General features: G+C 40.1%; 29 protein-coding genes. 13 read left to right on the top strand and 16 right to left on the bottom strand.

The features are described from left to right. Positions 1-2: 2 nt before the first annotated feature. The 4 genes from ACXAH9_RS14890 to ACXAH9_RS14875 all read right to left on the bottom strand — a co-directional run bounded on the left by ACXAH9_RS14890 (position 3) and on the right by ACXAH9_RS14875 (position 2,508). Positions 3-983, bottom strand: a complete 981-nt coding sequence (locus tag ACXAH9_RS14890) for a hypothetical protein (RefSeq protein ID WP_474895647.1) — start codon at positions 981-983, stop codon at positions 3-5. After that, complete coding sequence (locus ACXAH9_RS14885; protein ID WP_349562710.1) at positions 976-1,164, bottom strand: hypothetical protein; 189 nt, start codon at positions 1,162-1,164, stop codon at positions 976-978. Before ACXAH9_RS14885 ends, ACXAH9_RS14890 begins: the two co-directional genes overlap by 8 nt. Positions 1,165-1,241: 77 nt before the next feature. Beyond that, positions 1,242-2,267: a D-alanine--D-alanine ligase family protein gene (locus tag ACXAH9_RS14880; RefSeq protein ID WP_474895646.1), complete on the bottom strand. Its 1,026-nt coding sequence runs from the start codon at positions 2,265-2,267 to the stop codon at positions 1,242-1,244. A gap of 31 nt (positions 2,268-2,298) precedes the next feature. Then, positions 2,299-2,508, bottom strand: a complete 210-nt coding sequence (locus ACXAH9_RS14875) for a hypothetical protein (RefSeq protein ID WP_349562712.1) — start codon at positions 2,506-2,508, stop codon at positions 2,299-2,301. A 46-nt stretch (positions 2,509-2,554) separates the two neighbouring features. Between ACXAH9_RS14875 and ACXAH9_RS14870 the strand changes: the two genes are divergently transcribed. Next, on the top strand, positions 2,555-2,983 hold the full coding sequence (locus ACXAH9_RS14870; RefSeq protein ID WP_474895645.1) for a hypothetical protein: 429 nt from the start codon (positions 2,555-2,557) through the stop codon (positions 2,981-2,983). Next, positions 2,983-3,717, top strand: coding sequence for a VIT1/CCC1 transporter family protein (locus tag ACXAH9_RS14865; protein ID WP_474895644.1), 735 nt, complete (start codon positions 2,983-2,985; stop codon positions 3,715-3,717). The genes ACXAH9_RS14870 and ACXAH9_RS14865 overlap by 1 nt, the downstream gene beginning before the upstream one ends. Before the next feature lie 2 nt (positions 3,718-3,719). Here the strand turns inward: ACXAH9_RS14865 and ACXAH9_RS14860 are convergent, their stop codons facing one another. Both ACXAH9_RS14860 and ACXAH9_RS14855 read right to left on the bottom strand, forming a co-directional pair. Continuing rightward, positions 3,720-4,292: a toxin-antitoxin system YwqK family antitoxin gene (locus tag ACXAH9_RS14860; protein ID WP_474895643.1), complete on the bottom strand. Its 573-nt coding sequence runs from the start codon at positions 4,290-4,292 to the stop codon at positions 3,720-3,722. Then, entirely contained in the window at positions 4,292-4,690 is a 399-nt protein-coding gene (locus ACXAH9_RS14855; RefSeq protein ID WP_474895642.1) for a DoxX family protein, read from the bottom strand. Before ACXAH9_RS14855 ends, ACXAH9_RS14860 begins: the two co-directional genes overlap by 1 nt. A 36-nt stretch (positions 4,691-4,726) precedes the next feature. On the opposite strand from ACXAH9_RS14855, the gene ACXAH9_RS14850 reads away from it, so the two are divergent. The 4 genes from ACXAH9_RS14850 to ACXAH9_RS14835 all read left to right on the top strand — a co-directional run bounded on the left by ACXAH9_RS14850 (position 4,727) and on the right by ACXAH9_RS14835 (position 7,262). Next, positions 4,727-5,155, top strand: coding sequence for a response regulator transcription factor (locus tag ACXAH9_RS14850; protein ID WP_474895641.1), 429 nt, complete (start codon positions 4,727-4,729; stop codon positions 5,153-5,155). A gap of 74 nt (positions 5,156-5,229) precedes the next feature. Continuing rightward, entirely contained in the window at positions 5,230-5,742 is a 513-nt protein-coding gene (locus ACXAH9_RS14845) for a DUF4199 domain-containing protein (protein WP_474895640.1), read from the top strand. A gap of 20 nt (positions 5,743-5,762) precedes the next feature. Then, positions 5,763-6,284 carry a hypothetical protein gene (locus tag ACXAH9_RS14840; protein WP_474895639.1) on the top strand — a complete coding sequence of 174 codons (522 nt, stop codon included), beginning with the start codon at positions 5,763-5,765 and terminating at the stop codon, positions 6,282-6,284. 93 nt (positions 6,285-6,377) lie between these two features. Further along, a complete protein-coding gene (locus tag ACXAH9_RS14835; RefSeq protein WP_474895638.1) occupies positions 6,378-7,262 on the top strand; it encodes a hypothetical protein in 885 nt (294 codons plus the stop codon). 107 nt (positions 7,263-7,369) lie between these two features. Here ACXAH9_RS14835 and ACXAH9_RS14830 read toward each other — a convergent pair whose 3' ends face one another. Further along, a complete protein-coding gene (locus ACXAH9_RS14830) occupies positions 7,370-7,798 on the bottom strand; it encodes a hypothetical protein (protein WP_474895637.1) in 429 nt (142 codons plus the stop codon). A 40-nt stretch (positions 7,799-7,838) separates the two neighbouring features. Here ACXAH9_RS14830 and hisS point away from each other — a divergent pair, with 40 nt between their 5' ends. The 4 genes from hisS to ACXAH9_RS14810 all read left to right on the top strand — a co-directional run bounded on the left by hisS (position 7,839) and on the right by ACXAH9_RS14810 (position 12,175). Continuing rightward, complete coding sequence (hisS, locus tag ACXAH9_RS14825) at positions 7,839-9,194, top strand: histidine--tRNA ligase (protein WP_474895636.1); 1,356 nt, start codon at positions 7,839-7,841, stop codon at positions 9,192-9,194. 61 nt (positions 9,195-9,255) lie between these two features. Next, positions 9,256-10,848 carry a gliding motility-associated C-terminal domain-containing protein gene (locus tag ACXAH9_RS14820; RefSeq protein WP_474895635.1) on the top strand — a complete coding sequence of 531 codons (1,593 nt, stop codon included), beginning with the start codon at positions 9,256-9,258 and terminating at the stop codon, positions 10,846-10,848. Between the two features lie 7 nt (positions 10,849-10,855). Continuing rightward, on the top strand, positions 10,856-11,188 hold the full coding sequence (locus ACXAH9_RS14815) for a YbaB/EbfC family nucleoid-associated protein (RefSeq protein WP_474895634.1): 333 nt from the start codon (positions 10,856-10,858) through the stop codon (positions 11,186-11,188). Continuing rightward, positions 11,189-12,175: a glycosyltransferase family 2 protein gene (locus tag ACXAH9_RS14810; RefSeq protein WP_474895633.1), complete on the top strand. Its 987-nt coding sequence runs from the start codon at positions 11,189-11,191 to the stop codon at positions 12,173-12,175. On the opposite strand, the gene ACXAH9_RS14805 is transcribed toward ACXAH9_RS14810, so the two are convergent. Next, positions 12,172-12,381: a PspC domain-containing protein gene (locus tag ACXAH9_RS14805; protein WP_424961243.1), complete on the bottom strand. Its 210-nt coding sequence runs from the start codon at positions 12,379-12,381 to the stop codon at positions 12,172-12,174. The genes ACXAH9_RS14810 and ACXAH9_RS14805 overlap by 4 nt on opposite strands. A gap of 152 nt (positions 12,382-12,533) precedes the next feature. Here ACXAH9_RS14805 and ACXAH9_RS14800 point away from each other — a divergent pair, with 152 nt between their 5' ends. After that, positions 12,534-14,297, top strand: coding sequence for a tetratricopeptide repeat protein (locus ACXAH9_RS14800; RefSeq protein ID WP_474895632.1), 1,764 nt, complete (start codon positions 12,534-12,536; stop codon positions 14,295-14,297). 151 nt (positions 14,298-14,448) lie between these two features. Then, entirely contained in the window at positions 14,449-15,429 is a 981-nt protein-coding gene (locus ACXAH9_RS14795; RefSeq protein ID WP_474895631.1) for a pyruvate dehydrogenase complex E1 component subunit beta, read from the top strand. Here ACXAH9_RS14795 and ACXAH9_RS14790 read toward each other — a convergent pair whose 3' ends face one another. The 3 genes from ACXAH9_RS14790 to ffh form a co-directional block, all read right to left on the bottom strand. Then, positions 15,430-18,690, bottom strand: coding sequence for a two-component regulator propeller domain-containing protein (locus tag ACXAH9_RS14790; protein ID WP_474895630.1), 3,261 nt, complete (start codon positions 18,688-18,690; stop codon positions 15,430-15,432). Positions 18,691-18,857: 167 nt separating this feature from the next. Continuing rightward, positions 18,858-19,709: a universal stress protein gene (locus ACXAH9_RS14785; protein WP_474895629.1), complete on the bottom strand. Its 852-nt coding sequence runs from the start codon at positions 19,707-19,709 to the stop codon at positions 18,858-18,860. Positions 19,710-19,807: 98 nt separating this feature from the next. After that, positions 19,808-21,136 (bottom strand): signal recognition particle protein, encoded by a 1,329-nt coding sequence (ffh, locus tag ACXAH9_RS14780; protein WP_474895628.1) that lies wholly within the window; start codon positions 21,134-21,136, stop codon positions 19,808-19,810. 127 nt (positions 21,137-21,263) lie between these two features. On the opposite strand from ffh, the gene ACXAH9_RS14775 reads away from it, so the two are divergent. Next, positions 21,264-21,728 (top strand): hypothetical protein, encoded by a 465-nt coding sequence (locus ACXAH9_RS14775; RefSeq protein WP_474895627.1) that lies wholly within the window; start codon positions 21,264-21,266, stop codon positions 21,726-21,728. A 36-nt stretch (positions 21,729-21,764) separates the two neighbouring features. Here ACXAH9_RS14775 and ACXAH9_RS14770 read toward each other — a convergent pair whose 3' ends face one another. Genes ACXAH9_RS14770 through ACXAH9_RS14750 form a run of 5 tightly spaced genes read right to left on the bottom strand, consistent with a single transcriptional unit; the run spans position 21,765 to position 24,849 of the window. Then, complete coding sequence (locus tag ACXAH9_RS14770; RefSeq protein ID WP_474895626.1) at positions 21,765-22,169, bottom strand: DoxX family protein; 405 nt, start codon at positions 22,167-22,169, stop codon at positions 21,765-21,767. After that, positions 22,162-22,761, bottom strand: coding sequence for an SGNH/GDSL hydrolase family protein (locus ACXAH9_RS14765; protein ID WP_474895625.1), 600 nt, complete (start codon positions 22,759-22,761; stop codon positions 22,162-22,164). The genes ACXAH9_RS14770 and ACXAH9_RS14765 overlap by 8 nt, the downstream gene beginning before the upstream one ends. Positions 22,762-22,794: 33 nt before the next feature. After that, the gene (locus ACXAH9_RS14760; protein ID WP_474895624.1) at positions 22,795-23,265 is read right to left on the bottom strand and encodes a pyrophosphohydrolase domain-containing protein; all 471 of its coding nucleotides are present in this window, start codon (positions 23,263-23,265) and stop codon (positions 22,795-22,797) included. Continuing rightward, on the bottom strand, positions 23,258-23,368 hold the full coding sequence (locus ACXAH9_RS14755; protein WP_349562734.1) for a MetS family NSS transporter small subunit: 111 nt from the start codon (positions 23,366-23,368) through the stop codon (positions 23,258-23,260). The genes ACXAH9_RS14760 and ACXAH9_RS14755 overlap by 8 nt, the downstream gene beginning before the upstream one ends. Beyond that, positions 23,365-24,849: a sodium-dependent transporter gene (locus tag ACXAH9_RS14750; protein WP_474895623.1), complete on the bottom strand. Its 1,485-nt coding sequence runs from the start codon at positions 24,847-24,849 to the stop codon at positions 23,365-23,367. Before ACXAH9_RS14750 ends, ACXAH9_RS14755 begins: the two co-directional genes overlap by 4 nt. Between the last annotated feature and the right edge of the window lie 19 nt (positions 24,850-24,868).

Raw genomic sequence — 24,868 nt, 5'->3', positions numbered from 1 at the left:
GCTTAGCCTTTCATCGGATCGACAGTCGAAAAATCTTCCTTCTTTGCTTCTTTTGGTGCTTCCTTAGCTTCTTCAGGTTGTTGCATTGGGTCGGCAGCTCCGGCCGGAGATGGCTCATTGATTTCCTTCTTTACCTGCTCAGCCATTGAAGGTTGTGATGGCTGTCCCGGTGTGGAAGTATTTTCCTTTCCTACCGGAGCAGGCGCTCCATTCGGACGAAGATATTGGAGTGAACGACTACCAAAGTAAAAGGCAATCATCATCAGGAAAGCTGTCTTGAAAAACTCATACTGATCCCAGAAAAGCGAACTTGAATCTATTTCATTGGTCATACCAAAACTTACTACCAGCAGGGCAATGGCTCCAAATAAAAGCGAAAATGCAATCATCCCCCTCACCGTCCCGTTCGGCATGCCGAAGGTTTCATCTTTATATGGGTTGTATTCCGGTTCTGCATCAATATCATCCTGATGGTAAAAGTTACCATGACGCTTGTCTTCTTTGGCTTGATAGATTTTATTCCATTCCTCATCCGTGAGTCCAAGGTTTACATTGTAGTAATAAACAGCCCAGATAAAATATGACAGAAAAATACATGCCCATAGCGTGACGATACCAAGCGCGATTGCTTTAAATACAGCCGACTCGCCTGTGTTCGTTTCAAACACCATCATCACCCCAAAGGCACCCAATGCCAACAGGATAAAGATGATCACACGAATGCCCCAAAAGAAAAACTTTGACATAGAGTCCGGTTTCTTCTTTTTTGATTCGGTGGTTGATTTATAAAATGCCAGTATGCCAATAAAAAGGGAGAACGACAAGATAACCGCTACATGGCTACCCCATCCCCCAATCCAGGGAGATCCAATGTATTCTTTGATAAATAGTAGTAGGAATAGAAATGCAAACAATGCTACCAGTCCTTGTAACAGGATGCGGTTAAACATATGTTTATCTCGGGAACGGAATAGGTCAAGCATTGTCCAGGGATTTGAAGAAGTTGGAAATGGATTTAACGATGGCCTTTACAAATCCAATAATAGGACCAATCAGGCCTACCAACCATAACCATACATCCTCCAGCAAATCCGGACGATAAATAACCAGAACAATTGATATGGTAATTAACGCAACAAGAATAAGTATGAGTGCATGCCTCATAGGTTAAGTGATTAGGTTGGCTCTATAAAGAGAGTCATTTTTTATCCGAAATCAAATACCCTGTATATGGTATTTTCTCAATTACCTCTTTCTATTGCCAATTCAATCAGTCGGTCAATCAATTTGATATAACTAAGACCTGCCTCTTCCCACAGCTTGGGATACATGCTGATGCTGGTGAACCCGGGGATGGTATTCACCTCATTAATCAGTATGGCGCCCTCTTCTGTTAAAAACATATCCACCCGTGCCATGCCCTCACAATCAAGCACTCGATAGGCTTTTATCGCTGTTTGTTTTAAAGCAGGCAAGTATTTCATATCGACTTTAGCTGGAATGATAATTTCAGCATGAGATCCTGACGCATATTTTTCTTCGTAGGAATAGAAGTCACCAGACTGCACCTCTCCAACTCCTGTTGCTTCTGGTTTGTCATTTCCCAAAACAGCACATTCAAGCTCTCTCCCCTTTATAGACTGCTCCACCAGGACCTTGCGATCATATTTTAATGCATCAGTTAGTGCATGACTCCATTCAGTCTCGTTGGTAACCCGATGCACACCAACGGACGAACCCATATTGGCCGGCTTCACGAATACCACTGAACCGAGTTGCTCATTTATCTGCTCGTAAGTTGGAATATCTTCATCTTTTTGGATTAGTAACCAATTTGCTACCATGAGGCCTGCATCTCTTAGCAAACGTTTGGTTATGTCTTTATCCATTGAAACGGCAGAACTCAGCACTCCGGGACCTACAAATGGTAATTTCATCAATTTGAGCAGGCCCTGAATCGTACCATCCTCTCCATTGGGACCATGTAATATTGGTAATACGGCATCAAAATGACCTAACGACACTCCTTTTGAATAAAAGCAACCACCACTCGCTCCTGGATGGAGGGATACCAATTCGCCCTGATCAGTGATCTCTGTTGGTAGCTTTTCCTCTCTTAATAGTTTCCACTCTCCTGCTCGGGAAATGCCAATAAGAGTAATGGTGTACTTAGATCGATCTATGGCATCCAAAATATTTCTGGTGGAACGGAGGGATATTTCATGTTCGGGAGACTGGCCGCCGCAAAGGACAAGGAGATTTTTCATAGAAGTACTTTCAAAAACGAACTTACACTTTTCAATCGTAAATTTCTCTTAGTTCAAAATCCTCACCTTTCCCATATTGAATGAGTTCACTCATCAGATAGCTTTCCATAGAAAAAAGGTCTTTCAGACGATAGTCATTTCGCCCGACCACTTCCATCAAAGTGAATTCACTTTTCTCGCCATAGTTAATTAGGCGATACTTCTTACCAATACGCATACTTGAAAATGCCAGTCCACTCATATCAAAAAGCAATATTATTGAGGCATTTTTGATTTATTTTTACTTTATGAAAAAAATTATTTTACTTCTTTCTGTCGTGGCGCTTATTTGGGTGATGGGTTGCAAAGACGATGATGAATCTGGTTCATTTGTGGGTACATGGATTGGGCAGACAAGAACCATAAGCTGCAATGACCCATCCAGAAGTGTGCCCACCACGAGTCTTAGGTGTAATGATTCATGCTACCGTTTAATTCTGGAAGGTAATGGTGATTTTTCCTATCAGCAGGGTTTTTCTACCCAGACTGGTTATTGGGAATTGGGTGACAGATTAAAGCTATGCTCTGATGAGGAAGGAGAAACCATATGTGATCGTTACAGTGCTCAACTTGCACAAGGTTCACTCACATTGGTGACAGATTCTACATCTGCCGGCTGTGTGACCACATTACTCTTTTTCAAAGAAGAACCTGCAGACACGACAAGTACCAATTAATGGGTCATCAAAAGCAGGAAGACCGAATTCATGGTAAAAACCGACATCTTAGCCGCTTTCAAGACTATCTGGGTGAGTTCGTTTATGGAGGTATAGACGGAAGTGTGACTACTTTTGCAGTAGTTTCCGGTTCAGCTGGCGCCAACCTTGAGAGCTCAATCATTATCATTCTTGGGTTTGCCAACTTAATAGCAGATGGGTTTGCTATGTCCATTGGAAGCTATCTTTCAACCAAATCTGAGAAAGAAAACTACCTCAAGCACAAATCAATAGAATATTGGGAGGTAGACAACCTTCCGGAAAAAGAGAGAGAAGAAATTCGAGAAATTTATGCAGCAAAAGGATTTGAAGGGGAGTTACTTGAAAAAGTAGTTGAAGTTATCACCGAAGACAAAGACCGGTGGGTAGATATAATGATGAAGGAAGAGCTGGAAATGGCAGAGGAAACCAAATCGCCCTTCAAGATGGGGGCGGTGACATTTTTAAGTTTTCTACTTCTCGGCTTTATTCCACTTCTCATTTACGTAATCGACTATATAAACCCCATTCAATCCAACCTTTTCCTGGTCTCCTCCATCCTAACCGGTGTTTGCTTTGTGGGAATTGGGTTTTTGAAAAGTGTAGTTACAGGTAGCAGAAAACTTAAAAGTGTGTTAGAAACGCTGCTCCTTGGAGGAGCAGCGGCTGTATTATCTTATTTTGTTGGTGACTTCCTTCAAAGACTAATCAGTTGAAGCTATTTTTCCACCAGCTCACCCATGTCATACTCATACTCAATGGTTAGATTTCCTTCCTGATCATACCACTTCGCCAGCCCATGGATCTTGCCATCTACATAATTAGACTCCTCCATCACCGTTCCATCAACATAAAATTTTTGCTGTAAACCATCTAACACACCGTATGAGTAATTTTTTCGCTCCACAATCTTTCTTCGCTTGTATTTTAGATACTCGCCATCCACCTGATCATTGTTATAGGATGCCTTAGTCTCCACATATCCGACATTATCAAAAATGAGCTGAACACCCTGCTTTTTACCTTTAAAATAGGTTGTTATTGACTGTACTTTACCATCTGTATTGTAGCTGGTCCATGTTCCATGATATAGCTCATTAAGAAAATCTCCTTCACCTATAGTGATTTCTCCCGATTTGATTATTGCTTTTTGCAATCCAGGAATGGACGGGTAGTCCTGAACGATGGCTCCAGCTGGTATTTGACTTCCTTCTACAGTTGCAGAATCACCAGAATTTGAACCTCCGCAAGCGCCAATAACAAATGGCAAAATCCAAATTTTCTTATTCATTACTTTTTCAAAATTTTAGGTAAAACTTCATTCATGATCTTGTCTTTATTATTAAAGACAACATACAACCCACAAAGAAAAACGATCAGAGCATAATAAAACAGCTGTCCTTTATCCCCCATTACTTCAACTCCCAATATCGTCAGGTGCATTCCGATGGCACCAACCATAAGACCCACAGCCAAAACTCCGCCAGCCCATGCTGTTCTTGGTATAATCAACAGCACTGCTCCAATCAATTCGAGGATACCTATGAGCCATCGTCCCCAAGGCTCCATCCCTACCGTTTTAAAGATATAAACAGACTCAACAGATCCAGTAAATTTGAAATAAAGCGTCTGAGCCATTATAAAAGCTGCTGCCAAACGCGCAATGATGTAAGCAATTTTTCGTAACATAGGAGTGATTTTTAAAGGACGAAAATTAGGAATATTTTGAGAAAGCTTCAGAAACTCAATAATGTCTACTGGATTTATGGTGGTTTGATGGGTCTCCTGATGATTATACTGGAAGTAATCCAATACCGAACAATTATAAGGGATTTAGATATTGAAATCTATGGTGCAATCATTGGTCTATTGTTTCTTTCGATGGGTATTTGGGTCGGGACAAACCTATACAATCGTAAGACCAAAGATGTATTTGACCCTGCACAGTTGGGACTTAGTAAACGGGAGGTAGAAGTTCTGGAATTGCTTGCAGAAGGATTTTCAAATCAGGAAGTGGCAGATAAACTCTTTGTGTCATTGAACACGGCAAAAACACACATTTCAAATATTTACTCCAAATTGAATGTTAAACGCCGGACACAAGCCATTCAAAAGGCCCGTGACATGGCGCTCATTCATCCCTCAAAAGAGTGATTTAGATGAAATCACCCAAAAGGATGAGTGCAAAACGATGAAAAATGTGGTGATTTGAGCGAAAAATAAAACACATGAAACGACTTATCTATTTTGGTTTACTGGCAGGCATGATCAATATCATTGGTTGGGTTGTCTTAGATGCCCTTTTTCAAGGGGAAGATTTTGATTTTTCATTGGGTGAGACACTTGGATATACCGCCATGCTTATTGCTCTCTCTACCGTTTTTTTTGGTATCAAATCATATCGTGACAAAGAATTGAATGGCCAGATCACTTTTAAAAAGGCTTTTCTGAAAGGACTAGTCATCGTATCCATTGCTTCACTCATCTATGTTCTGGGCTGGGAGATCTACTACCCTAACTTTCAGGCTGATTTTGGAGAAAAATATTCGGCCTATTTAATCTCCAATCTGGAGGAGCAAGGTCTCTCAAGTGCTGAAATCGCCTCAGAAAAAGCTAGTATGGACGAGTGGATGGAGCTGTATCAAAATCCGTTGTATCGGGTACCCATGACACTGATGGAAATATTACCCCTTGGATTAATTGTTACGTTAATTTCTGCCCTGATATTGAAGAGGAAATAGATTCTGCCTAACTTTCCTCTATGATAAAAAAAATAGGTATTTGGGTACTTGGCGTAGTGCTGTTTGCATGCGGAACGACAAGCAGTGAAAGTGAAAACTCAGGCAAAAGCAAGGTAGTTTTCGATAAAAGATCAGAAGGCTCCTACATTCCTGATGAAGTGCTGAATAATCTGGCCAGTAAGAGGAGAAGTACACTTAGTAATCTACATTCCGATGGTCCCTCATGGTTTAGCTTCCGTATCGAGGAGCCATTTAAAGACCTTATGATTAAACTCAAAGGCCAGCAGTTAACTTACGTGATGAACTGGAGTACACAGGCTACAATTGAAACTGAAGGTGTCTTACCACTCCAGAACGTAAATCAGGGTGACTTTATGGTGGATATTGTTCTCAATCCAGGAGAAGTGACTGTTTTTTTTAATGAAGGCTTAGAAAGTTTTTCATTTAACACAGATTCCCAGACAATCGACGCAAAAGTAGAGGTTTACCTGGATGGTGAATTGCGAGATCTGCCTGGGATTCTAAGTGATATTGGTGTATAATGTGAATTGACCATTTACTCACATTAAATTGATAACTCCGAATTTTTTAAATCAAAAACCATTAAACTTGAATACGTTTAGATGCAATATCCTATGAAGTCTCCTAGCAAAATATTCACTCTTATAGCACTATTAGTATTTCTTTATAGCTGCACCAGTAGCTCCTCTTCCGGAGAGAATGAGAAATCAAAAGAAGAACTAGCAGAAGAAAAGACCATTCACGATTTGGAGAAGTTGATGGCAGACCTTCCCGATCCGTCGTTAGTTCCTTTTACCCTCAAATCCATAGGTGCTGGATTTGACAAAGAGCATATCAACTCTCTGGATAATATAGAAAGCTATATGAGCAATAGAGACAAGATGGCACTTAATATGGGCGTTTATGCCTCGGACATCAGCTACCTGGCTGCATATGGACATGAAGAAGACTGCATCGATTACTTAAGAGCATCACATGAAATGGCTGAGTTTCTTGGGGATTCTGCTATCTACAATGAAGATGATCTTAATGAGTTTAGAGGGCATATTTCTAATCAAAATGAAGAAGAAATAGCCAAAATTCTAAGTAAACTATTTCTGGAAACTAGTGTAAAGATGGAAGAAGATCACCATCTAACCATGGCAGGACTTGCACTCACTGGCAGTTTTGTAGAGGGGCTTTACCAGGCAGTGATCACCATCGAAACATATCCCAATACTCCTGAAAACGAACGGCTTTTAGAGCCATTAGTGAAAATCGTTTTAGGTGAAGAGCAGGCTTTACTGGATATCATTCAGGTACTTAACGATCTTCCATTTGATGATACTATTGCCGACATGATTACTGAGTTGTCCATCCTTGACCGCCTTTATAAAGGTGACTTACAGGAAATAGAAGAAAAGATGAAAAGCGATCCTGACTTTGTTTTAACCAAGGATGTAATGAGAGACATTACACTGGAGGTAAAACGTATCAGAGAACGCATCACAGAAGAGTAATACACTTAATCTACCTAATCAAGCACCGGCATTTGTCGGTGCTTTTTTATGCACAAAAAAACCCTGACGTTACCATCAGGGCTGTTTGGCTTGATAATAAAGGATAATTACTTATCCTCTTTTTTCTTCGCTGCAGCTTTTTTAGGTGCGGCTTTCTTTGTTTCTTTTTTCTCTGCCTTAGGCTTTGCTTCCTTCTTTTCAGCATCAACCTTAGGAGCTGCTTTTTTCTTAGGAGCTGCTTTCTTTGTTTCCTTCTTCGGCTCTGCTTTTGTCTCCGCCTTAGCAGCTTTTGCTTTAGGAGCTTCCTCCTTCTTAGCAGTTGCTTTCTCAGCTTTAGGCTCTTCTTTCTTAGCCTTGGCCTTCTTAGCAAATTCAGCTTTTATTTCTTCAATGTCTACGTTTTTGATAGTAGGAACCGTGTTTAGTCGCTTCATTGTAGCAACTCGGTTCTTCGCGACATTTTTATTTTTCCTTCCTTTTCGTTCTAATCTTGTTACGGCCATTTTCTTGGTCTTCTTATCTGAAATGAGCCGCAAATTTAGGGGATTATGTAGTTTTGTCCAAAACGAATTCTCAATGTCTAAAAGTAAGCCAACACTTCCTCGTGGCACGCGTGATTTTGGTCCCGTAATTTCTGCTAAACGCAGCTATATCATTGATAAAATCAAGCACAACTTTATCAAATATGGTTTTAGTCAGCTGGAAACACCAGCTATCGAGAATCTCTCCACCCTCACTGGTAAATATGGCGATGAGGGTGACCAGCTACTTTATAAGATCTTAAACTCCGGGGACTATCTCAGCAAAACATCAGAAGAAGATTATTCTCAGGGAAGCAAGCACCTTACCACAAAGATTGCTGATAAGGGTCTTCGATATGATCTCACCGTTCCTTTTGCCCGTTTCGTGGTAATGAATCAGCATGAAATTTCATTCCCTTTCAAGCGCTTTCAGATTCAGCCGGTGTGGCGCGCAGACCGTCCGCAAAAAGGCCGATATCGAGAGTTTTATCAATGCGATGCGGATATTATTGGGGGTAAAGCCATCTGGAATGAGATGGAGCTTACGCTTTTAATCAATGATGTATTCAATGATCTGGGTCTCGAAGATTATGTTATTAAAGTCAATCATAGAGAAATCCTTTTCTTGCTAGCAGATTATGTTGGTTTGAAAGGTAAAGAAATTCCTTTCTGTGCTGAGATAGATAAATTGGATAAAATCGGTAGTGATAAGGTTATTGAAAATGTACTATCCCTTGGTGGAGACAAGCTGAAGCTTTCTGAAGTCATGAAGCTGCTATCTTCATCAGATAGGTCTACATTAATCAAAAAGGTAAATGAGATCAATAATGAAAACCCTGGTGTTCGTGAAGTCATTGAATACTTCGATGGTCTTGATCAGTTTGCTGAAAAGGGCCTTAAGGTAGAATTAGACCTTTCACTTGCCAGAGGCCTCTCCTACTACACCGGTATGATCTATGAAGTAAAACCTACCAGTGTGAAGATGGGGAGTATCTGTGGCGGAGGCAGGTACGACAACCTGACCGGGGTTTTTGGTCTGGATGGTATTTCCGGAATCGGTATTTCGTTCGGGCTGGATCGAATCTATGATGTAATGGAAGAGCTTGACCTGTTCCCTGATGAAATCTCCCAACGCTTAGATATCCTGATTGTGCATTTCAGTGATACAAACCTCATACACGGACAGAAGATTGTGATGAGTCTTCGTAATGCTGGTATTAAAGCAGACCTTTATCCAGCTAGCGATAAAATCAAAAAGCAATTCAATTATGCTGATAAAATTCAGACTCCCTATTCCCTCATTATTGGAGACAATGAGATGGAGACAGAGGAATACATGTTGAAGAATATGCAGACTGGAGAACAAAAACCGATGAAAGTGGATGAAATAATCCAGCTTTTTAAAGGTTAACTTTACGATACTTGTTCGTAAAAGCTGATTGATATACCGCTGGTTACATATCGTTTTTATTTTGATTGCACCAATCATTGCCGGTGCTCAGGTATTTAGTAGCAAAGGCCGATTCTCTGTCGATTTTGATCGGGGGTGTGCCCCCATGACAGTCAATATCAGTGAACACGACTCTTTTGGGAATATCACCAGGCAGTACTACTTCTTTGAGGGGGCTAGCATAACTAACAATAAAACGTTTACCTATCAGGATGCAGGAGTCTATCAAATTGTGCAGGTCATTGGTCAGGATGGAGTTGAAAAATCAGATACACTTTTTGTTGAGGCCCTGGAGCCGCTTAAACCTGAGGTTGTGTACCGGAAGTGCAATGGGTTGGAGTTGTCTGTTACATCTGAAGACACTTATTACGATAGTGTTCGTGTGTACTTCACCGTTAATGACTCTGTTACACTCCTTTCGAATGAGACTGCAACATTTGTTTTCGCTTCAAATGACTCACAAGCCATCGGGCTAAAAGGTTTCTTTAATAATGCGGATGAAATCTGTACAACCTACTTTGATGAAATCACCCCCATTCCGGTGTTGAGCGCTCCAGAAATACAAGAAGCATTAATTAAAGAATCGTGCAGAGATGTTTTTAGTCTTTACCTGGAGCTCGCAAGCTTTGATACACTTACCAATTACCGAGTAAATCTAATCCAGGGTTCAAACTCAAAAATATTTGATGGGTATTTGGAACAAAATACAATTATCCTTTCTGACATACCATTCGACAGGAATGACGACTACTGCTTAAATGTTGAGGCGTACGACCCTTGCAATAATACATCTGATTTCGGTGAGGATTATTGTGCTGAGACCACACAACTTTCACTTTCCCCCTTTGAGTCGTTATACTCGACTTATGATTCTTCCGGTATCTATATCAATGTGGACCCGGTTAATCTTGGGACCTTTAAAGTTTACCGAAAGTTAGAGGATAATGATTTTGAATTTCGTTCTGATCAGACGGCATCATTTACAGACCCCATAGGTTCTAATGGACGAAGATATGCGTATAGAATAGATTATGTAGATAGCTGCGAACAGGTGTTGTATAGCGCTGAAACAAATCCTCCACTTGTTGCTACTGAAAAAGAAGGACTCAATCAATACAGGGTTGTTTTTACACCACCCGTAAATTCACTCACTGATTCACCCACACATGAGTATCAAACGGGGAATGATTTTTCTCAAACTACAGGAGAAATCAATCAGGCAGATTTTTCGGTTCAGCTGAATGCAAAAGATGGTAGTCCAAGACAGTTCGTTACTGCTTCATCCACCTACCCTGACAATCTGGTTCTTAGGTCTAATGCAGTTACAGTACGTCATGAATTGGTCATTTACGTGCCTAATGCATTCACACCAAATGGTGATGGATTGAATGACACCTTGGAGCTTTTCGGATTACCTACTGAAACCGCCACCACGAACATTTATACACGGTGGGGTCAACTGATATATACCTCAGACGTACCAACTACTGGTTGGGACGGAACACTTAATGGCTCGTTGGTGGAAGAGGGAACTTATCTCTATGAAATTATCTTTGAAACAGCGAGTGGTGAGATGCGAACACAAAAAGGTACTTTTGCATTAATTAAAAAATAGGAAGGATATGTTTGATATGATGAAAATGATGGGCAAGGTGAAGGAGATGCAATCCAAGATGAAAGAGGCCCAGGATCAACTAAAAGATATCAAAACGGAGGGTGAATCCGGCGGTGGGATGGTCAAAGCCACTGCAAATGGCAACAAAGAGTTGATTGGTTTGGAAATTGATGAGTCACTGGTGAATACCGACGATAAAGATATGATGCGAGACCTGATCATTGCCGCAGTAAATAAGGCAGTGGCCAATGCGGATATCCAGGCCAAAGAACATATCAAGAAGTCAACAGAAGGACTCATGCCAAATATTCCAGGCATGGACCTGTCAGGCATGATGTAAATGACCAAAACAGCGGTTGTCATACTCAATTATAACGGGAGAACTTACCTTGATAAGTTTCTTCCTGGAGTCATTGAGCACTCTTGCAAGTCAGATATCTATGTCGCCGACAATGCTTCTACGGATGATTCAGTTGAGTACCTAAAACAAGCATTCCCTCAAGTAAAGCTTATTATTCTTGAAAAGAATTATGGTTTTGCAGGAGGGTACAATGAGGCGCTTAAATCAGTCGAAGCTGAATATTACTTGCTTCTGAATTCCGACGTTGAAGTCACTGAAAACTGGATCGATCCCTTAGAGCAGTTTTTAGATCAAAATCCAATGTATGCTGCATGTCAGCCAAAAATTAAAGACTACAATCATCGTGCATTATTCGAATATGCGGGTGCTTGTGGAGGTTTTATAGACTTCCTGGGTTATCCTTTCTGCAGAGGCCGAATTTTCGATTACCTGGAAGCTGACTCAGGACAGTACAATGAACCCATTGATATTTTCTGGTCATCAGGTGCATGCATGCTGATTAGAAGTAAAATATTTCTTGAAGCAGGTGGTTTTGATGAAGATTTCTTTGCCCACATGGAAGAAATCGACCTTTGCTGGCGTATTAACAGCATAGGATATAAAATCAAATCTGTTCCTAAATCAGTAGTCTACCACGTAGGAGGGGGTACATTGAATAAAACAAGCCCATTTAAAACTTACCTTAATTTTAGAAATGGCCTGAGCCTTCTGATAAAAAATTTACCTCTTAGCAAATTATTCCTGAAAGTACCCGTCAGGATTTTTCTGGACTGGGTGGCAGCCACCAAGTTTCTATTTGAGGGAAAGCCAAGGCACATGATTGCAGTTTTCAAAGCTCACTTAGCAAATGTGACACGGCTGGGGAGAAACATCCGAAAGCGAAAGTTTACATCAGCTGCACCCAAGTCTAAGCTTATGATTCTAGAGTATTATTTCAAGAGGAATAAGCGTTACAGCGACCTCTAGTAGTACCAAAGTGTATTATTTCTTCTTCTCAGTATCTTGCGAAAGTTCATAATAAACGCAAGCCCCAAATAGATAATAACCGGAGAACCGAATGTCAGGAAAGACGCATAGATGAAAAACAGTCTGATGCTCGATGTTGGTATGCGAAACTTCTCACCCAAGCGGGTGCAAACACCAAAAGCATATTTTTCTAAAAAGTCTTGCATACGATTTGCTATACTATTACAAAGATAAACAATACATCTTTTAGATAGTTGGTTTATTAGTGCATTTAAATGATAATTTCGATTAATTTTGCGAGCACTATAACTAAGAATTATACTATTTATTGTTTGTACAATTAAAAAAACTGAATCAAATGAAAAAATTTAACCTAGCCATGGCTTTTGCTGCCGGAGCAATCTTGCTTTCTGGTTGTAAGCTCGACAAAATGATAAAATTGGCTCAGGAGAATGATCTTCAGGTAGACCCTAATCCACTTGAGGTACACGGTGGAAACGTTCCGTTTGAAATGAGCGCTGTTCTACCTCCAAAAATTCTTCCAGCAAATACAAGCTTCACACTAAATACCATTTACGTATATGGTGATCAGGAAGTAAGCGTTGGGTCAATTGAATTCCAAGCTTCGGACTTCCCTAATAGCTCTAGCACAACTTCCAGAAAAGTTGAAAACTTTTCTTTCCCTTACCAGGAAGGTATGAACCCGGGTACGCTTTACGTACAAGGCGTTGCTACTGACACGAGAAATGGAAAAACCAAAGAAACCGAACGACTAGCAGTTGCTCAAGGTTTGGTTATGACTTCTCAATGGGTTAAGGACATAGCAATGGTCTCTTATGCAGAGCATGGTTACAATGACAAAGAGGAATTGATTCCTACCAATGTTAACTTCTACTTTGATCAGGGAAGATCAAACCTTAGAACATCTCTTTCTTACGATGGAAAAACAAACCGAGCTAAGAGAGATGAGCTGAGTGCTTTTATTGCTGAGAAAAACGTTACCAGAACTGTTACCATCACAGGTACTCACTCACCAGAAGGTTCTGAAACAATCAACAGCGATCTATCTGAAAATCGTGCGAAAGAAATCGAGAAATTCTACAGAAACAGAATGGATCGATACGATTATAAAGGTGCAGCTGATTCTATCGACTTTATCCTCAAGCCTGTTATCCAGGACTGGAGTGCTTTCAAAGCTGCTCTAGCTGCATATGATGGCATTAGCGATGATGAGAAAGGTCAGTACACAAACATCATCAATGGATCTGGTTCTTTCGTAGAGAAAGAGAAAGAGATGCAGAAACTTTCTACTTACAAGAAAGTATTCAAAGACATCTACCCAGGCTTAAGATCTGCTCAAACTGAAGTTTTGACAGTTAAGCCTAAGAAGTCCAATGCAGAGATTGCTGTACTAGCTAAGGCTATCGTAAATGGTGAGGCAGACGCTGATACTCTTTCTATTGAAGAGTTGATGTTCAGCGCTACGCTTACTCCTTCTCTGGAAGAAAAAGCTGCTATTTACAAGGCTGCTGCTGATAAGTCAGGCATGTGGCAAGCACACAATAACCTTGCAGCTGCTCACATTGAGATGGCTAAAAGAGGTGATGCTTCTAAGCTTGATGGTGCTGCTACTCAACTTGAAATTGCAATGAACAAAATGGGCTCTGCTCCCGAGGTTCAGTCAAACATGGCTGCTGTTCAGGTTCTTCAAGGAGATTATGCTGCTGCGTATGAAACGCTTAATGGCGTTAGCTCTTCGTCTAATGACATCAATGGAAGAGTAAATGCAATGAAAGGTGCTGTTGAAGTGAGAATGGCTGAGTATGACAAAGCAAAAGCTTCATTCGCATCTGCTACTAACAGCGATAACGTAATGGTAGACAGAGGACTTGCACATTTGCTAAGCGGAGACTACAGCATGGCTGACGCTGAATTCAAGCAAGTTGAAAGAGCTGATGCTTACTATCTACTAGCTGTTTCTGCCGCAAGACAAAACAACGCTTCTGAAGTAGGATCAAACCTTAAGAAAGCAGTTGATGCTGAACCATCTTACAAGGATATGGCATTGAACGATCTTGAGTTCACAAACTATGCAGACGCAGTAAACGAAGCGGTTAAGTAATTCAACCCTTCTTTTAAAGAATCAAACCCCGCATTTGCGGGGTTTTTTTATGCCCTATTGCGTTTAACATTCATGAAAAGCCTAAAAAAATGAGCAGATAATCGCCCGTTCATCATTAATTTAGCACACCGAAAAAACGACGGTTGACACAATGAGAGAAATCCAGTTTAGACAAGCACTTGGTGAAGCTATGAGCGAAGAAATGAGAAGAGATGAAAATATCTTCCTCATGGGTGAAGAAGTAGCTGAGTATAATGGTGCTTATAAAGTAAGCCAGGGTATGTTGGATGAATTTGGGCCTAAGCGTGTAATCGATACGCCAATTACTGAGCTTGGCTTTGCTGGTGTTGGTGTGGGAGCTGCCATGAATGGTCTTCGCCCGATTATCGAATTCATGACGTTCAACTTTTCTCTTGTTGCGATTGATCAGGTGATCAATAGTGCAGCAAAAATGCTGTCCATGTCCGGAGGACAATATAACGTACCAATCGTTTTTCGTGGACCTACCGGAAATGCCGGACAGCTAAGTCAGCAGCATTCACAAAATTTTGAAAACTGGTATGCCAATACAGCAGGACTCAAGGTAGTTGTACCATCCAATCCATACGATGCTAAAGGTCTTTTGAAGACTGCTATCAGGGACGACAATCCTGTTATCTTCATGGAATCAGAGTTGATGTATGGTGACAAGGGTGAAGTACCTGAAGAAGAATACCTACTTGAAATTGGTCAGGCCAATGTGGTAAGGGATGGGTCTGATGTTACAATCGTTTCTTTCGGTAAAATGATGAAAGTGGCCAATCAAGCTGCTGAGGAACTTGCTAAAGAAGGAACAGAAGCTGAGGTGATTGACCTGAGGTCTGTAAGACCAATCGACTATAACACCATCGTTGAGTCGGTAAAGAAAACCAATCGATTGGTGATTGTGGAGGAAGCATGGCCATTGTCTTCCATTTCTTCTGAAATCAGTCATCACGTACAGCGAAACACTTTTGATTGGTTAGACGCACCTATTCACAGAATTACAAATAAAGATGTTTCTCTACCTTATGCTCCAACCTTAATTGAGGAGGTATTACCAAACGTAGAAAGAACCATTGAAGCAGTTAAAGCCGTAACCTATCAGAAGTAATTACTTTGGTATTTCCAAAGAAAACCTAGTCAGGGTATTGCCACTTTGCACACTTAAGTTACACCCTAATCTTTGGGCTAATTTATAGCTAAGTAATAAGCCAAGACCGGTTCCTTTTTCTTTGGTAGTGCCTAAGCGATTGATGTTCCGTTCTTCATTGAATACATTGTTTACCTCTTCTTCCGTCAGGCCTATCCCATGGTCTTCAATACTCAATTTGATAGATACTGTGCCTATTTCCGATTTTATATTTATGGATGAATTAGGGTAGCTGTATTTGATTGCATTTTTAATCAGGTTATTTATGATCACCAATAGCATTTTACGATCGCTTCTTAGCTCGATTTCATCCAATGTATTTACAATTGAAATATTCTTGTCGACCAACTGCTTATCGAAATTCCTTAGTGCCTCATCAATGAGTTTTGTTAATACTATTTTTTCATTGGTGATATAAAGATCATCAAATTGCAACTTTGACCAATAGAAGGTATTGTCCAGCAGTTGGATGGATTCGGATACATTCTGATTTAGACCATCAAGAAAATCATCTAATACATTCAATCCATTATTTTTATTCGAAGTATAGTGATAGAAAAGTGCCTTTAGAGTAGTTAGTGGAGCTCGCACATTATGAGCCAATAGATAAAACATTTGATCCTTTTTCCGATTCAAATTTTTTAATCGATCGGATGATCTTTTCAGCTGTTTATTCTGCTCTGATATCTCTTTTGTATGCTTGTCTATCTGTTCTTCCAGAAACGTTTTTCTTCTCTCGACTTTATTAATTCTATTCGATATAATCATCACACTTATTCCTATTAAGAAAGCAACAAGTGAAAACCTAAACCAATAGGTTTCCCAAATACTGGGATTGATTTTAATAAAGAGTGTAATGGGCTTATGATTCCAATTTCCATCATTGTTTGATGCTTTTAGTTGAAACTCGTATGTGCCAGGTTTAAGATTCGTATAAGTAGCACTTCTTTGATCTGTTTTAGTATAAATCCAATTATCCTCAAATCCAACCAGCCGATGCGCATATCTAATGTCCTCTGGGTTCACAAAATCCAGTGCAGTGAACTCAATGGTAAATACATTGTGATAATGACTAAGAACCACATCCGTCGAATCTCGAATAAGTTGTTTAATCGGAGGCTCTCCTTTAACGATCACTTCACCGGGAGCAACGGGCATATTAAATATTAGAAGGTCAGTAAATGCAATATCAGGTGTTGATTTGCTTTCCGTAATACTATCGGGATAGAAAAACGTTAGCCCATTAATACCACCAAAGAAAATTTCACCTGAATCACTTAATAAATAAGAGTTGGTATTAAATTCATTCCCTTGAAGGCCATCAGTAACATTGTAAGTGGTAAATGTGCCTGTTGACTGATGGTACCTATTGATTCCAAAATTTGTACTAATCCACACATGCTCTTTTAAAGGAATAGCAGCATAAGTAACATTGTTGCTCAAACCATTTGACTCTGATAAAATTGAGTAGGTGAAATCCTTTATATTCAATTTGATGACACCATTTCCATACGTTCCTATCCAAAGAAAGCCTTTTTTATCTTCATTAATACTTGATAGCAATTGTGGGAACTTCGTTTTCTTCTTATTTCCTATTTGATACCATTCATCCCCTTTGTCATTTAACCAATTCAGCCCACCGCCATAAGTTGAAGCCCAGATGGTCCCACGAGAATCCTCATAAATATTCATAATATTATTACTCGAAATGGAAGTCGTGTCTTCTGAGTCATGATAATATCTAGACAACAATTGAGAATTAGCAGGATCAATAACGGATATTCCACCCCCGTAAGTACCTACCCAAATATTTCCATCACTTAAAGAACTAATACATCGAACTCGGTTTTCAAAAATCAATTGATTCAATTGCTCGTCACTTGCATAAAACCTTTGAATTTGATAATTAGGCATTGAAATTCTGTTTAGCCCGTTATTGGTGCCCGCCCAAACATTTCCAAATCGGTCGTTTTCTATAGCCTTAATGTCATCACTACTGAGGGTGTTTGGATTATTTGGATCGCTAAAAAGAGTTTTTAAATTCTCTAGGTCTCGATTAAAAATAGTTATGCCTTTAGAGCTTCCAACCCATAGGGCATCATCTTTCTCCATTAATCCTCGAATACGATTGCTCGTTAAACCTGATTCCTGATCAGACTTTGATCTAAGCAGACCAAATCTTTTACTTACTTGCTGGATTTTGAAAAGGCCCGTTTCAACTGTCCCTACCCAAATATTTCTATATGCATCTTCAAATATTTCGTTTACAGATATTCCTTTTAAAAGTCCAAGGCTATTTTGATCATCCTTTACAGGTGTGATGCTTTCTCTTTTTGGATCGAGTAGCCATACTCCTTCCAAATGTGTACCAATCCAAACTTTTCCGTAGCTATCCTGGAATACTGATTGAACATCAAATACACCTACTGGTGGTACATATCCCTTTACCTTGCTTTGAGGTATCACCACTATTTTTTCTTCTTTCAGAAAAATCTCATTTCGTGGAATAGACCAAAGCCCATTACTAGCTCCAATCCAAATCTGATTGTCAAAGACATTGATACACCCAATAGTAAGATTACGATTCCATTGCTCAATTTTTAGTCTGTAGGCGCTAGTATCGCTGATTGCATAAATATCACCACTTCCTGTTGCGATCCATAAGTATCCTGATTTATCCATGACCATATCAATGATCTCAGAATCATCAGGAATTTGATTATACACTTTGAAATCTGGATTTGTCAGGCTAGATGCATGCAACAACCCTTTTTCCGTCCCAACCCAAAGTTCATCCCCTTGCAGCATAATATCCGTAATGACCCACCTTGAGTCTTCCATTATGGAATGATCCCCTGTTAAGTAATGACGAAAAATGCCCTTTTTATTGTCGTATTTATTAAGACCTATTTGTGTACCTAACCATAAATCTTCATTTGCATCAATGGCTATCGTACGTATATAATTATTGGTCAGTTGGGTTGTGTCATCTTCTTTTGATCGAAAGACCTTAAACTCATATCCATCATATCGATTGAGGCCGTCTTGTGTGCCAACCCATAAAAATCCCTGTGAATCTTGAACGATAGCTGTAGTTGTATTCTGAGAAAGTCCACCTCTTGAAGAAACATTAAGAATATTCTGACGATATTCCTGACCAAAAGAATACGACTGAATGAGGGAAAGAAACCCATAAAAACAACACAAAATAGCCTTCTGCACGGCGGGGATTCATTAAAAAATTCAATAGGAATCGAAAATACTAAAGACTCATTAAAAGGGGATTGTAACTTCGACGAAGTACTTATATTCCAGCACATAACTACTCAGAACATATTCATTCGGTCAAACCCCCTAACAGCTTAATAGATGTCCAACCATTTCAATAATTAAATCTTTGCTTTGTTAATTGTCATCACAGGTATAGAAGACTTCTTTGTAAGCCTTGTTGCAAACGAGTGCTGTAAGAAGCGATGAAATCCGGACCTTGCCTCTGTCAGAGTGATAATTAAACTTGCATCAGTTCCATCAGCATAATTAAGAAGTGCATCGCAAGCTTTGTTATCCTCTATTACATCAACCATGTAGTTTGAAAGACCGGCGATTTTGGCAATCTTGTTCAGGCGTTGTAGTAACTGGTCATCGTTGGTTGATTTTGTTATGTCCACAATATGTAGGCATGCTCCCAAAGGATCTGTTATCACTTTGACTTGCTCAAATACTTGCTTGGTATATTTTTCATCTTCAATGTCCAGCCCAAGTACAATGTCCTCGATGTTATGAAACTGCTGGTCCTGCAATGAAATGATCGGTACACTCAAGTGCTCAATAAGTTGTTCAGTGTGATTTCCACTAAAAAACTCCTGAATACTTTCTTCACCAGTTGTTCCAATTACTACAAGATCCCCTCCATGTTTATCAATGTAATGTACCAAGCCCTTTAAAAATCCACCACCATATTGACTTGAACTTACATTTACATCTTCGGATGTATAATCTGTTTCAATCTTGCCAAGCTTTCGTCTATTTGATCTAAACAACTGAGCATTATACAATGCATCATCAGAGACGTGACTTCCCCCGGCCTCTCCAGAAAGGTGCAAGGATAAATCTCCTACAGGAATTTCTTCAAGATGCAATACTTTAACCTCTGCCCTTAGCGGTTTAGCTATCTTAAGAGCGAATTCAAGGGCATATCCTGATAGCTTCGAAAAATCAGTGGGTACTATAATCTTCTTCATGACTCAGAAAGTTGGTTATGTCCCCAAACTACCAAGTCTTAGGTACCTGAAATAGGATATATATCAGTACAGAAGGTGCTTTTGGTCAGAATGAAAAATTATTTCATGCCACCAAGCATGTTGGCTAGAGCACGCTTCCCTCCTGACTTATTCATCATTTTCATCATCTTTCGCATCTGTTCAAATTGCCTTAGTAATTGGTTTACTTCTTGAATAGAAGTACCACTACCTTTAGCAATACGTTGCTTTCGCGTGCCATTGAGAATTTCTGGCTGAGTACGTTCTTTAGGAGTCATGGACTTAATGATCGCTTCAATGGGTTTCAGTGAATCATCATCGATATCAATATCCTTGATAGCCTTACCCATCCCCGGGATCATTCCTAGCAAATCCTTCATGCTACCCATCTTCTTCATCTGCTCCATCTGAGCCAGGAAGTCATCAAATCCAAATTGATTCTTTCGGATTTTCTTATTGATACGACGTGCTTCTTCCTCGTCGTAGTTTTGTTGAGCACGTTCCACCAGACTGACCACATCACCCATACCCAAGATTCTGCTAGCCATACGATCGGGATGAAATAAGTCAATCGCATCCATTTTCTCACCAGTGGAAATGAACTTGATTGGTTTTTCTACCTCTTTTCTAATTGATAGAGCAGCACCACCACGTGTATCACCATCAAGTTTGGTAAGAACTACTCCATCAAAATCCAATCGTTCGTTGAAAGTGGCAGCTGTATTCACCGCATCCTGCCCTGTCATGGAATCAACAACGAAGAGTGTCTCTGCCGGTTTCACAGCCTCCTTGAGATCCGATATCTCATTCATCATCTGCTCATCTACCGCCAGACGACCCGCTGTATCTATGATCAGCGATTTCTTTCCATTGTCCTTGGCATATTTAATGGCATTCTTCGCGATCTTTACCGCATCCTTGTTTTCCGGCTCTGCATAAACCTCCACTCCTATCTGCTCGCCTAAGACTTTTAACTGATCGATTGCAGCCGGACGATAGATATCACATGCAGCCAGCAGGACGGTTCGCCCTTGCTTTTTGAGGTGATTAGCTAGCTTTCCACTAAAAGTGGTTTTACCCGATCCCTGAAGTCCGGATATAAGAATTGTGTTTGGATTTCCTTCTGCACTGATGGGAACGTTGGTCTCACCCATCAACTTGGTGAGCTCTTCCTGAACAATTTTTGTGAGTAATTGACCCGGTGAAACAGCAATCAATACATCACGACCAAGTGCTTCCTCTTTGATCTTATCGGTTACATCCTTCGCTACCTTATAGTTTACATCGGCATCTACCAGCGCCCTTCTGATCTCCTTAATCGTGGTAGCAATGTTGATCTCGGTGATCTGTCCTTGCCCTTTTAGCGTCTTAAACGCTCGATCCAGTTTTACACTTAAACTATCAAACATAATTCTCTTTAAAAATCCGTCTGCAAAGGTATAAAATAGTGATCAGTAGTAGATAGTTCCTGGCATACGAAACCTTTTAAAGTCATTTGAGTATAACTAGTACCTTGCATAACAAAATACAACCAAAATGAAAAAGACAATTGCATTATTTGTATTCGCTCTTTGCATCGCATTTATAGCAGATGCACAACGCGTAAAAGAGAAAGATATCATTGGAACCTGGAAGCTGGTCATTGATATTGAAGAGGAAATGGAAGAGGAGGCAGAGGATGCCGATTCGATGCTGGAAGAGATTTTTATTAAAGCGGTTTCAGGATTTGTTGGAGGAATCATGGAGGATATTGAAATCTACTTTGAGTTCCAATCAGACAATGACCTGAAAATAACTGTAAACGCCTACGGTGAAACAGAGACTGAAAGAGGTTCCTGGTACATTAACAAACGAGGGTATCTTATCATTGATGATATTGAAGACGATGATGACGATTTTCATATCACCTCAGATGATGATGAGTGGAAATTAATTGATGGCATTCTTGTTAGCGATGAACATGAGCGGGATAGAAACGTATACATGACCAAAGTAAACTAGGACTACACTAAATCACCTACTCTACAGAAGACGACTTTAGCTAGTCGTCTTTTTTTGTTTAAGCCAGTGTTCAACACTTAAATTTCCCGATCCATTTAATATAAGAAATACAGCCCCGGCCAGCATCGAGATGGCTGGGTAAACGTTCGGGTAAGGATCGGCTAAGTGTACCATCATGATGGCTACCAGAAAATTGAAAGTCATAAGAACACCTGCCTCTCTCACTTTCCACCCAACAATGAAGAGTATTCCACATATAAACTGGGCATAAACAGAGGTGACCGCCGCCACCAAGGGTAGTGGAAATCCGAATAACTCAAGAAAATCTCTAAACTCCAGCATCCTATCCCATGAAAACACATTATCCTGAGTGCCGTAGATTAGATGAAATCCAACTGCCAATCTAATTGGCAAGTCTGCAAACTTTTTCAAATTATCCATCTCCAAAAAGTGTATCTACTATGACTTGAGCGGCTAAACGACTCCCTTTGGGAGAAGGATGAAATCCATCCGCTCCATATAGAGAGTAATCGTTGTTTTTTTCAAGGTATGCTTTCCATGCCTCACCTACTGGAAAAAGAATCGCATCATTCTCCGTAGCGGCATCTCGGTGATTTTTAATTACTCCATCAAACGTGTGATAATATGTTTGGGACGGCCAGACCATAAAGTACGCCAGCTTCACATCGTATTTATCACACAGTTTTTTCAGTTTCGCTCCATCTTCTATTAGCATTTTCCGGCCCTGGGCTTGTGATGATGGCCCTTGCTGGACCACTACGTAATCATAATTTTTGCTCATGATACGTTTTTGTAACTCGCCATCGTTCCAGTGATCAATGATGGCGTAATTGGGAAACGCAAGTGATGTTGTTTTAAGCTTGAATCCTCGCTTCTTTGCCTCCTTTTCAACCAGGTTGGGTAAATTATTAGTGTAAGTCAGACTGTTGCCAACAAATAGGATCCTGATCGTTTGACAATTACCTGCAAAGACAATTAAAGATAGCAGTACAACTGTAAGTGACTTTCGCATAACGAATTATAAACAATCGTTACTGCAGACCCCCTACTTTTCTAAAATAGATTTTAGATCAGCCGGTGAATAATTGATTGATTTCAACGTTTTATTATCACCTTTTCTAAAGACCAGATACTTACCGTCTCTTTTTTCATAGTATCCTTCAGTGTCTTTTTCCTTCTTATAATATTCCACGGTTTTTTGAGCTTCCTCCTCTGTTTTGCAAGCCTTGCTCATATTAGAGCGTTGCACTTCTTCAAATAGCTCTTTGAATTTATCGCCAAGACCAAATTCAAGGACCGCACCGGAAAGTACATACTGAATATCACATAGTGCATCAGCAATTTCTACCAGGTCATTATCATCAATTGCTTCCTGCAGTTCTTTGAGTTCCTCAGCTATGAGAGACACCCTAAGTTTGCATCGGTCTGCCGAAGGAATTTGTGGATTGTCTAGAATAGGATGTCTGAATGTTCTGTGAAAATCTGCTACCTGATTTAGCGGGTCAATTTTATCCATTGATATTACGTTCTTTTTTGATTGCTCTGGTTAAAAAATAAAGGAAGCCACCTACGACTACCGTAAGTATGACGATCATACTGATGATTGCTCCTGTGCTCATTGCTTCACAAATTTCTTGTATAAATATCCATTTAAAATCAATCCTGCGATAATCACTATCCCCCACTGGGTGATGGTAGATGCATTGCTATATACTCCAAAGAGATCCCATTGACCTTCTTCATTGAACCATGTGGAACTATAATCCTGAGACAACCACCAGTAAATAAGAAAAAAGCCAACTGCGATATTTGCGAAGATTGCAAACTTAAAAAAACCGGAAGGGAGTATCATATCTGATCCGACATCAATCGTTGATTCTTTGAATTTTACTGGGCTATTCATTGCCACTCCTATCAAAATGAACAAGCCGGTAACAATTAATCCAACACCCCATACCCAATCCTGATTGGAAAAGTAATTGAGTGACCATGCCGAAGGGAAACCGAATGCAATGAAGCAAACGATCACTACAACTAGTGTTTTTCTCTTAGAAATATTTAAGTCAGCAACATTTTGCAGAAACAGCTCGATCATAGGCAACAATGAGCTAAAAGCGGCTACAAAAAGTGCCAAAAAGAATAGTGCAGACAGGTAGTCACCTCCGGGTATATTGGCGAAGAGCATTGGAATAATGGTAAATGTCAATGCTTGATTTCCGGTCTGTAAGTAAGAAATAGCTTCAGCATCTGATGCAGCTAAGGCAAATACGGCAGGCAAAATTGCCATTCCTGAAAGCAGTGATGCAGTATTATTGCCGAAGGCTCCAATGAATGTATTGAGTGTCACATCTTCATTATCTCTGGAAAAAGCTGAAAGGGTCATCATGAGCCCCCAGCCTGCTCCTGTGCTCCATGCAGATTGGGACAAAGCCTCAATCCAGATTGTCGGGTTGCTAAACAGGGTCCAATCGATCGCAAACATATATTCTAACCCACGGACACCACCCTCCATATTTAGGGAAACGATTACGATAATGATAAGCAAAATAAAGAGGCTCGGAATAAGTAGTTTATTAGCTTTTTCCAATCCATTTTTCACTCCACGTATCAAAATGAATGCTGCCAGAAATATCACACAGATATACACGATGACTGTAATCCAATCGCCATTGGAAATCCCATTCCAAAAGTTGGCCAGGTAATCGGGATTCGCCTGCAGCGACTCCTGAAGCGTTGCTTCCTTGAAGAGGTTTCCTAATGAAAAGGTCAGGTATCTAAAGGACCAGGCAGTAACGATCGAATAGTAAAAGGCAATTCCCAAAGTGCAGATGGTAATAAAAAATCCCATCCATGTATATTTCTTTCCGGCAAACTGAGCGAAGCTTCCTATAACTCCACTTTTAAATTTTTTACCAATTGCAAACTCAGAAAGTAAAAGAGGAATGGACCAAATAAACAAAAACAATATCCATAGTAGAATGAAGGAGCCACCATATTGACCGGCTAGTCTCGGAAAGCGCCAGAGGTTCCCAGCACCGATGGCCATACCTAGTGCAGCAAGCACTATGCCCCATCGGTTACTAAACTGTTCTTTACTCATATATCAGGTGTTGCAAAAT

Source organism: Ekhidna sp. ABH4_415 (genome assembly GCF_056161305.1).
Note: the sequence above shows the minus strand (reverse complement) of the source record. Positions and strands in the feature narration are given on the sequence as shown.

Bases quoted from the DNA above. Each gene is read 5' to 3' on its own strand.
- ACXAH9_RS14890 (WP_474895647.1), bottom strand. From the start codon at position 983: ATGCTTGACCTATTCCGTTCCCGAGATAAACATATGTTTAACCGCATC.
- ACXAH9_RS14885 (WP_349562710.1), bottom strand. From the start codon at position 1,164: ATGAGGCATGCACTCATACTTATTCTTGTTGCGTTAATTACCATATCA.
- ACXAH9_RS14880 (WP_474895646.1), bottom strand. From the start codon at position 2,267: ATGAAAAATCTCCTTGTCCTTTGCGGCGGCCAGTCTCCCGAACATGAA.
- ACXAH9_RS14875 (WP_349562712.1), bottom strand. From the start codon at position 2,508: ATGAGTGGACTGGCATTTTCAAGTATGCGTATTGGTAAGAAGTATCGC.
- ACXAH9_RS14870 (WP_474895645.1), top strand. From the start codon at position 2,555: ATGAAAAAAATTATTTTACTTCTTTCTGTCGTGGCGCTTATTTGGGTG.
- ACXAH9_RS14865 (WP_474895644.1), top strand. From the start codon at position 2,983: ATGGGTCATCAAAAGCAGGAAGACCGAATTCATGGTAAAAACCGACAT.
- ACXAH9_RS14860 (WP_474895643.1), bottom strand. From the start codon at position 4,292: ATGAATAAGAAAATTTGGATTTTGCCATTTGTTATTGGCGCTTGCGGA.
- ACXAH9_RS14855 (WP_474895642.1), bottom strand. From the start codon at position 4,690: ATGTTACGAAAAATTGCTTACATCATTGCGCGTTTGGCAGCAGCTTTT.
- ACXAH9_RS14845 (WP_474895640.1), top strand. From the start codon at position 5,230: ATGAAACGACTTATCTATTTTGGTTTACTGGCAGGCATGATCAATATC.
- ACXAH9_RS14840 (WP_474895639.1), top strand. From the start codon at position 5,763: ATGATAAAAAAAATAGGTATTTGGGTACTTGGCGTAGTGCTGTTTGCA.
- ACXAH9_RS14835 (WP_474895638.1), top strand. From the start codon at position 6,378: ATGAAGTCTCCTAGCAAAATATTCACTCTTATAGCACTATTAGTATTT.
- hisS (WP_474895636.1), top strand. From the start codon at position 7,839: ATGTCTAAAAGTAAGCCAACACTTCCTCGTGGCACGCGTGATTTTGGT.
- ACXAH9_RS14815 (WP_474895634.1), top strand. From the start codon at position 10,856: ATGTTTGATATGATGAAAATGATGGGCAAGGTGAAGGAGATGCAATCC.
- ACXAH9_RS14810 (WP_474895633.1), top strand. From the start codon at position 11,189: ATGACCAAAACAGCGGTTGTCATACTCAATTATAACGGGAGAACTTAC.
- ACXAH9_RS14805 (WP_424961243.1), bottom strand. From the start codon at position 12,381: ATGCAAGACTTTTTAGAAAAATATGCTTTTGGTGTTTGCACCCGCTTG.
- ACXAH9_RS14800 (WP_474895632.1), top strand. From the start codon at position 12,534: ATGAAAAAATTTAACCTAGCCATGGCTTTTGCTGCCGGAGCAATCTTG.
- ACXAH9_RS14795 (WP_474895631.1), top strand. From the start codon at position 14,449: ATGAGAGAAATCCAGTTTAGACAAGCACTTGGTGAAGCTATGAGCGAA.
- ACXAH9_RS14785 (WP_474895629.1), bottom strand. From the start codon at position 19,709: ATGAAGAAGATTATAGTACCCACTGATTTTTCGAAGCTATCAGGATAT.
- ffh (WP_474895628.1), bottom strand. From the start codon at position 21,136: ATGTTTGATAGTTTAAGTGTAAAACTGGATCGAGCGTTTAAGACGCTA.
- ACXAH9_RS14775 (WP_474895627.1), top strand. From the start codon at position 21,264: ATGAAAAAGACAATTGCATTATTTGTATTCGCTCTTTGCATCGCATTT.
- ACXAH9_RS14770 (WP_474895626.1), bottom strand. From the start codon at position 22,169: ATGGATAATTTGAAAAAGTTTGCAGACTTGCCAATTAGATTGGCAGTT.
- ACXAH9_RS14765 (WP_474895625.1), bottom strand. From the start codon at position 22,761: ATGCGAAAGTCACTTACAGTTGTACTGCTATCTTTAATTGTCTTTGCA.
- ACXAH9_RS14760 (WP_474895624.1), bottom strand. From the start codon at position 23,265: ATGGATAAAATTGACCCGCTAAATCAGGTAGCAGATTTTCACAGAACA.
- ACXAH9_RS14755 (WP_349562734.1), bottom strand. From the start codon at position 23,368: ATGAGCACAGGAGCAATCATCAGTATGATCGTCATACTTACGGTAGTC.
- ACXAH9_RS14750 (WP_474895623.1), bottom strand. From the start codon at position 24,849: ATGAGTAAAGAACAGTTTAGTAACCGATGGGGCATAGTGCTTGCTGCA.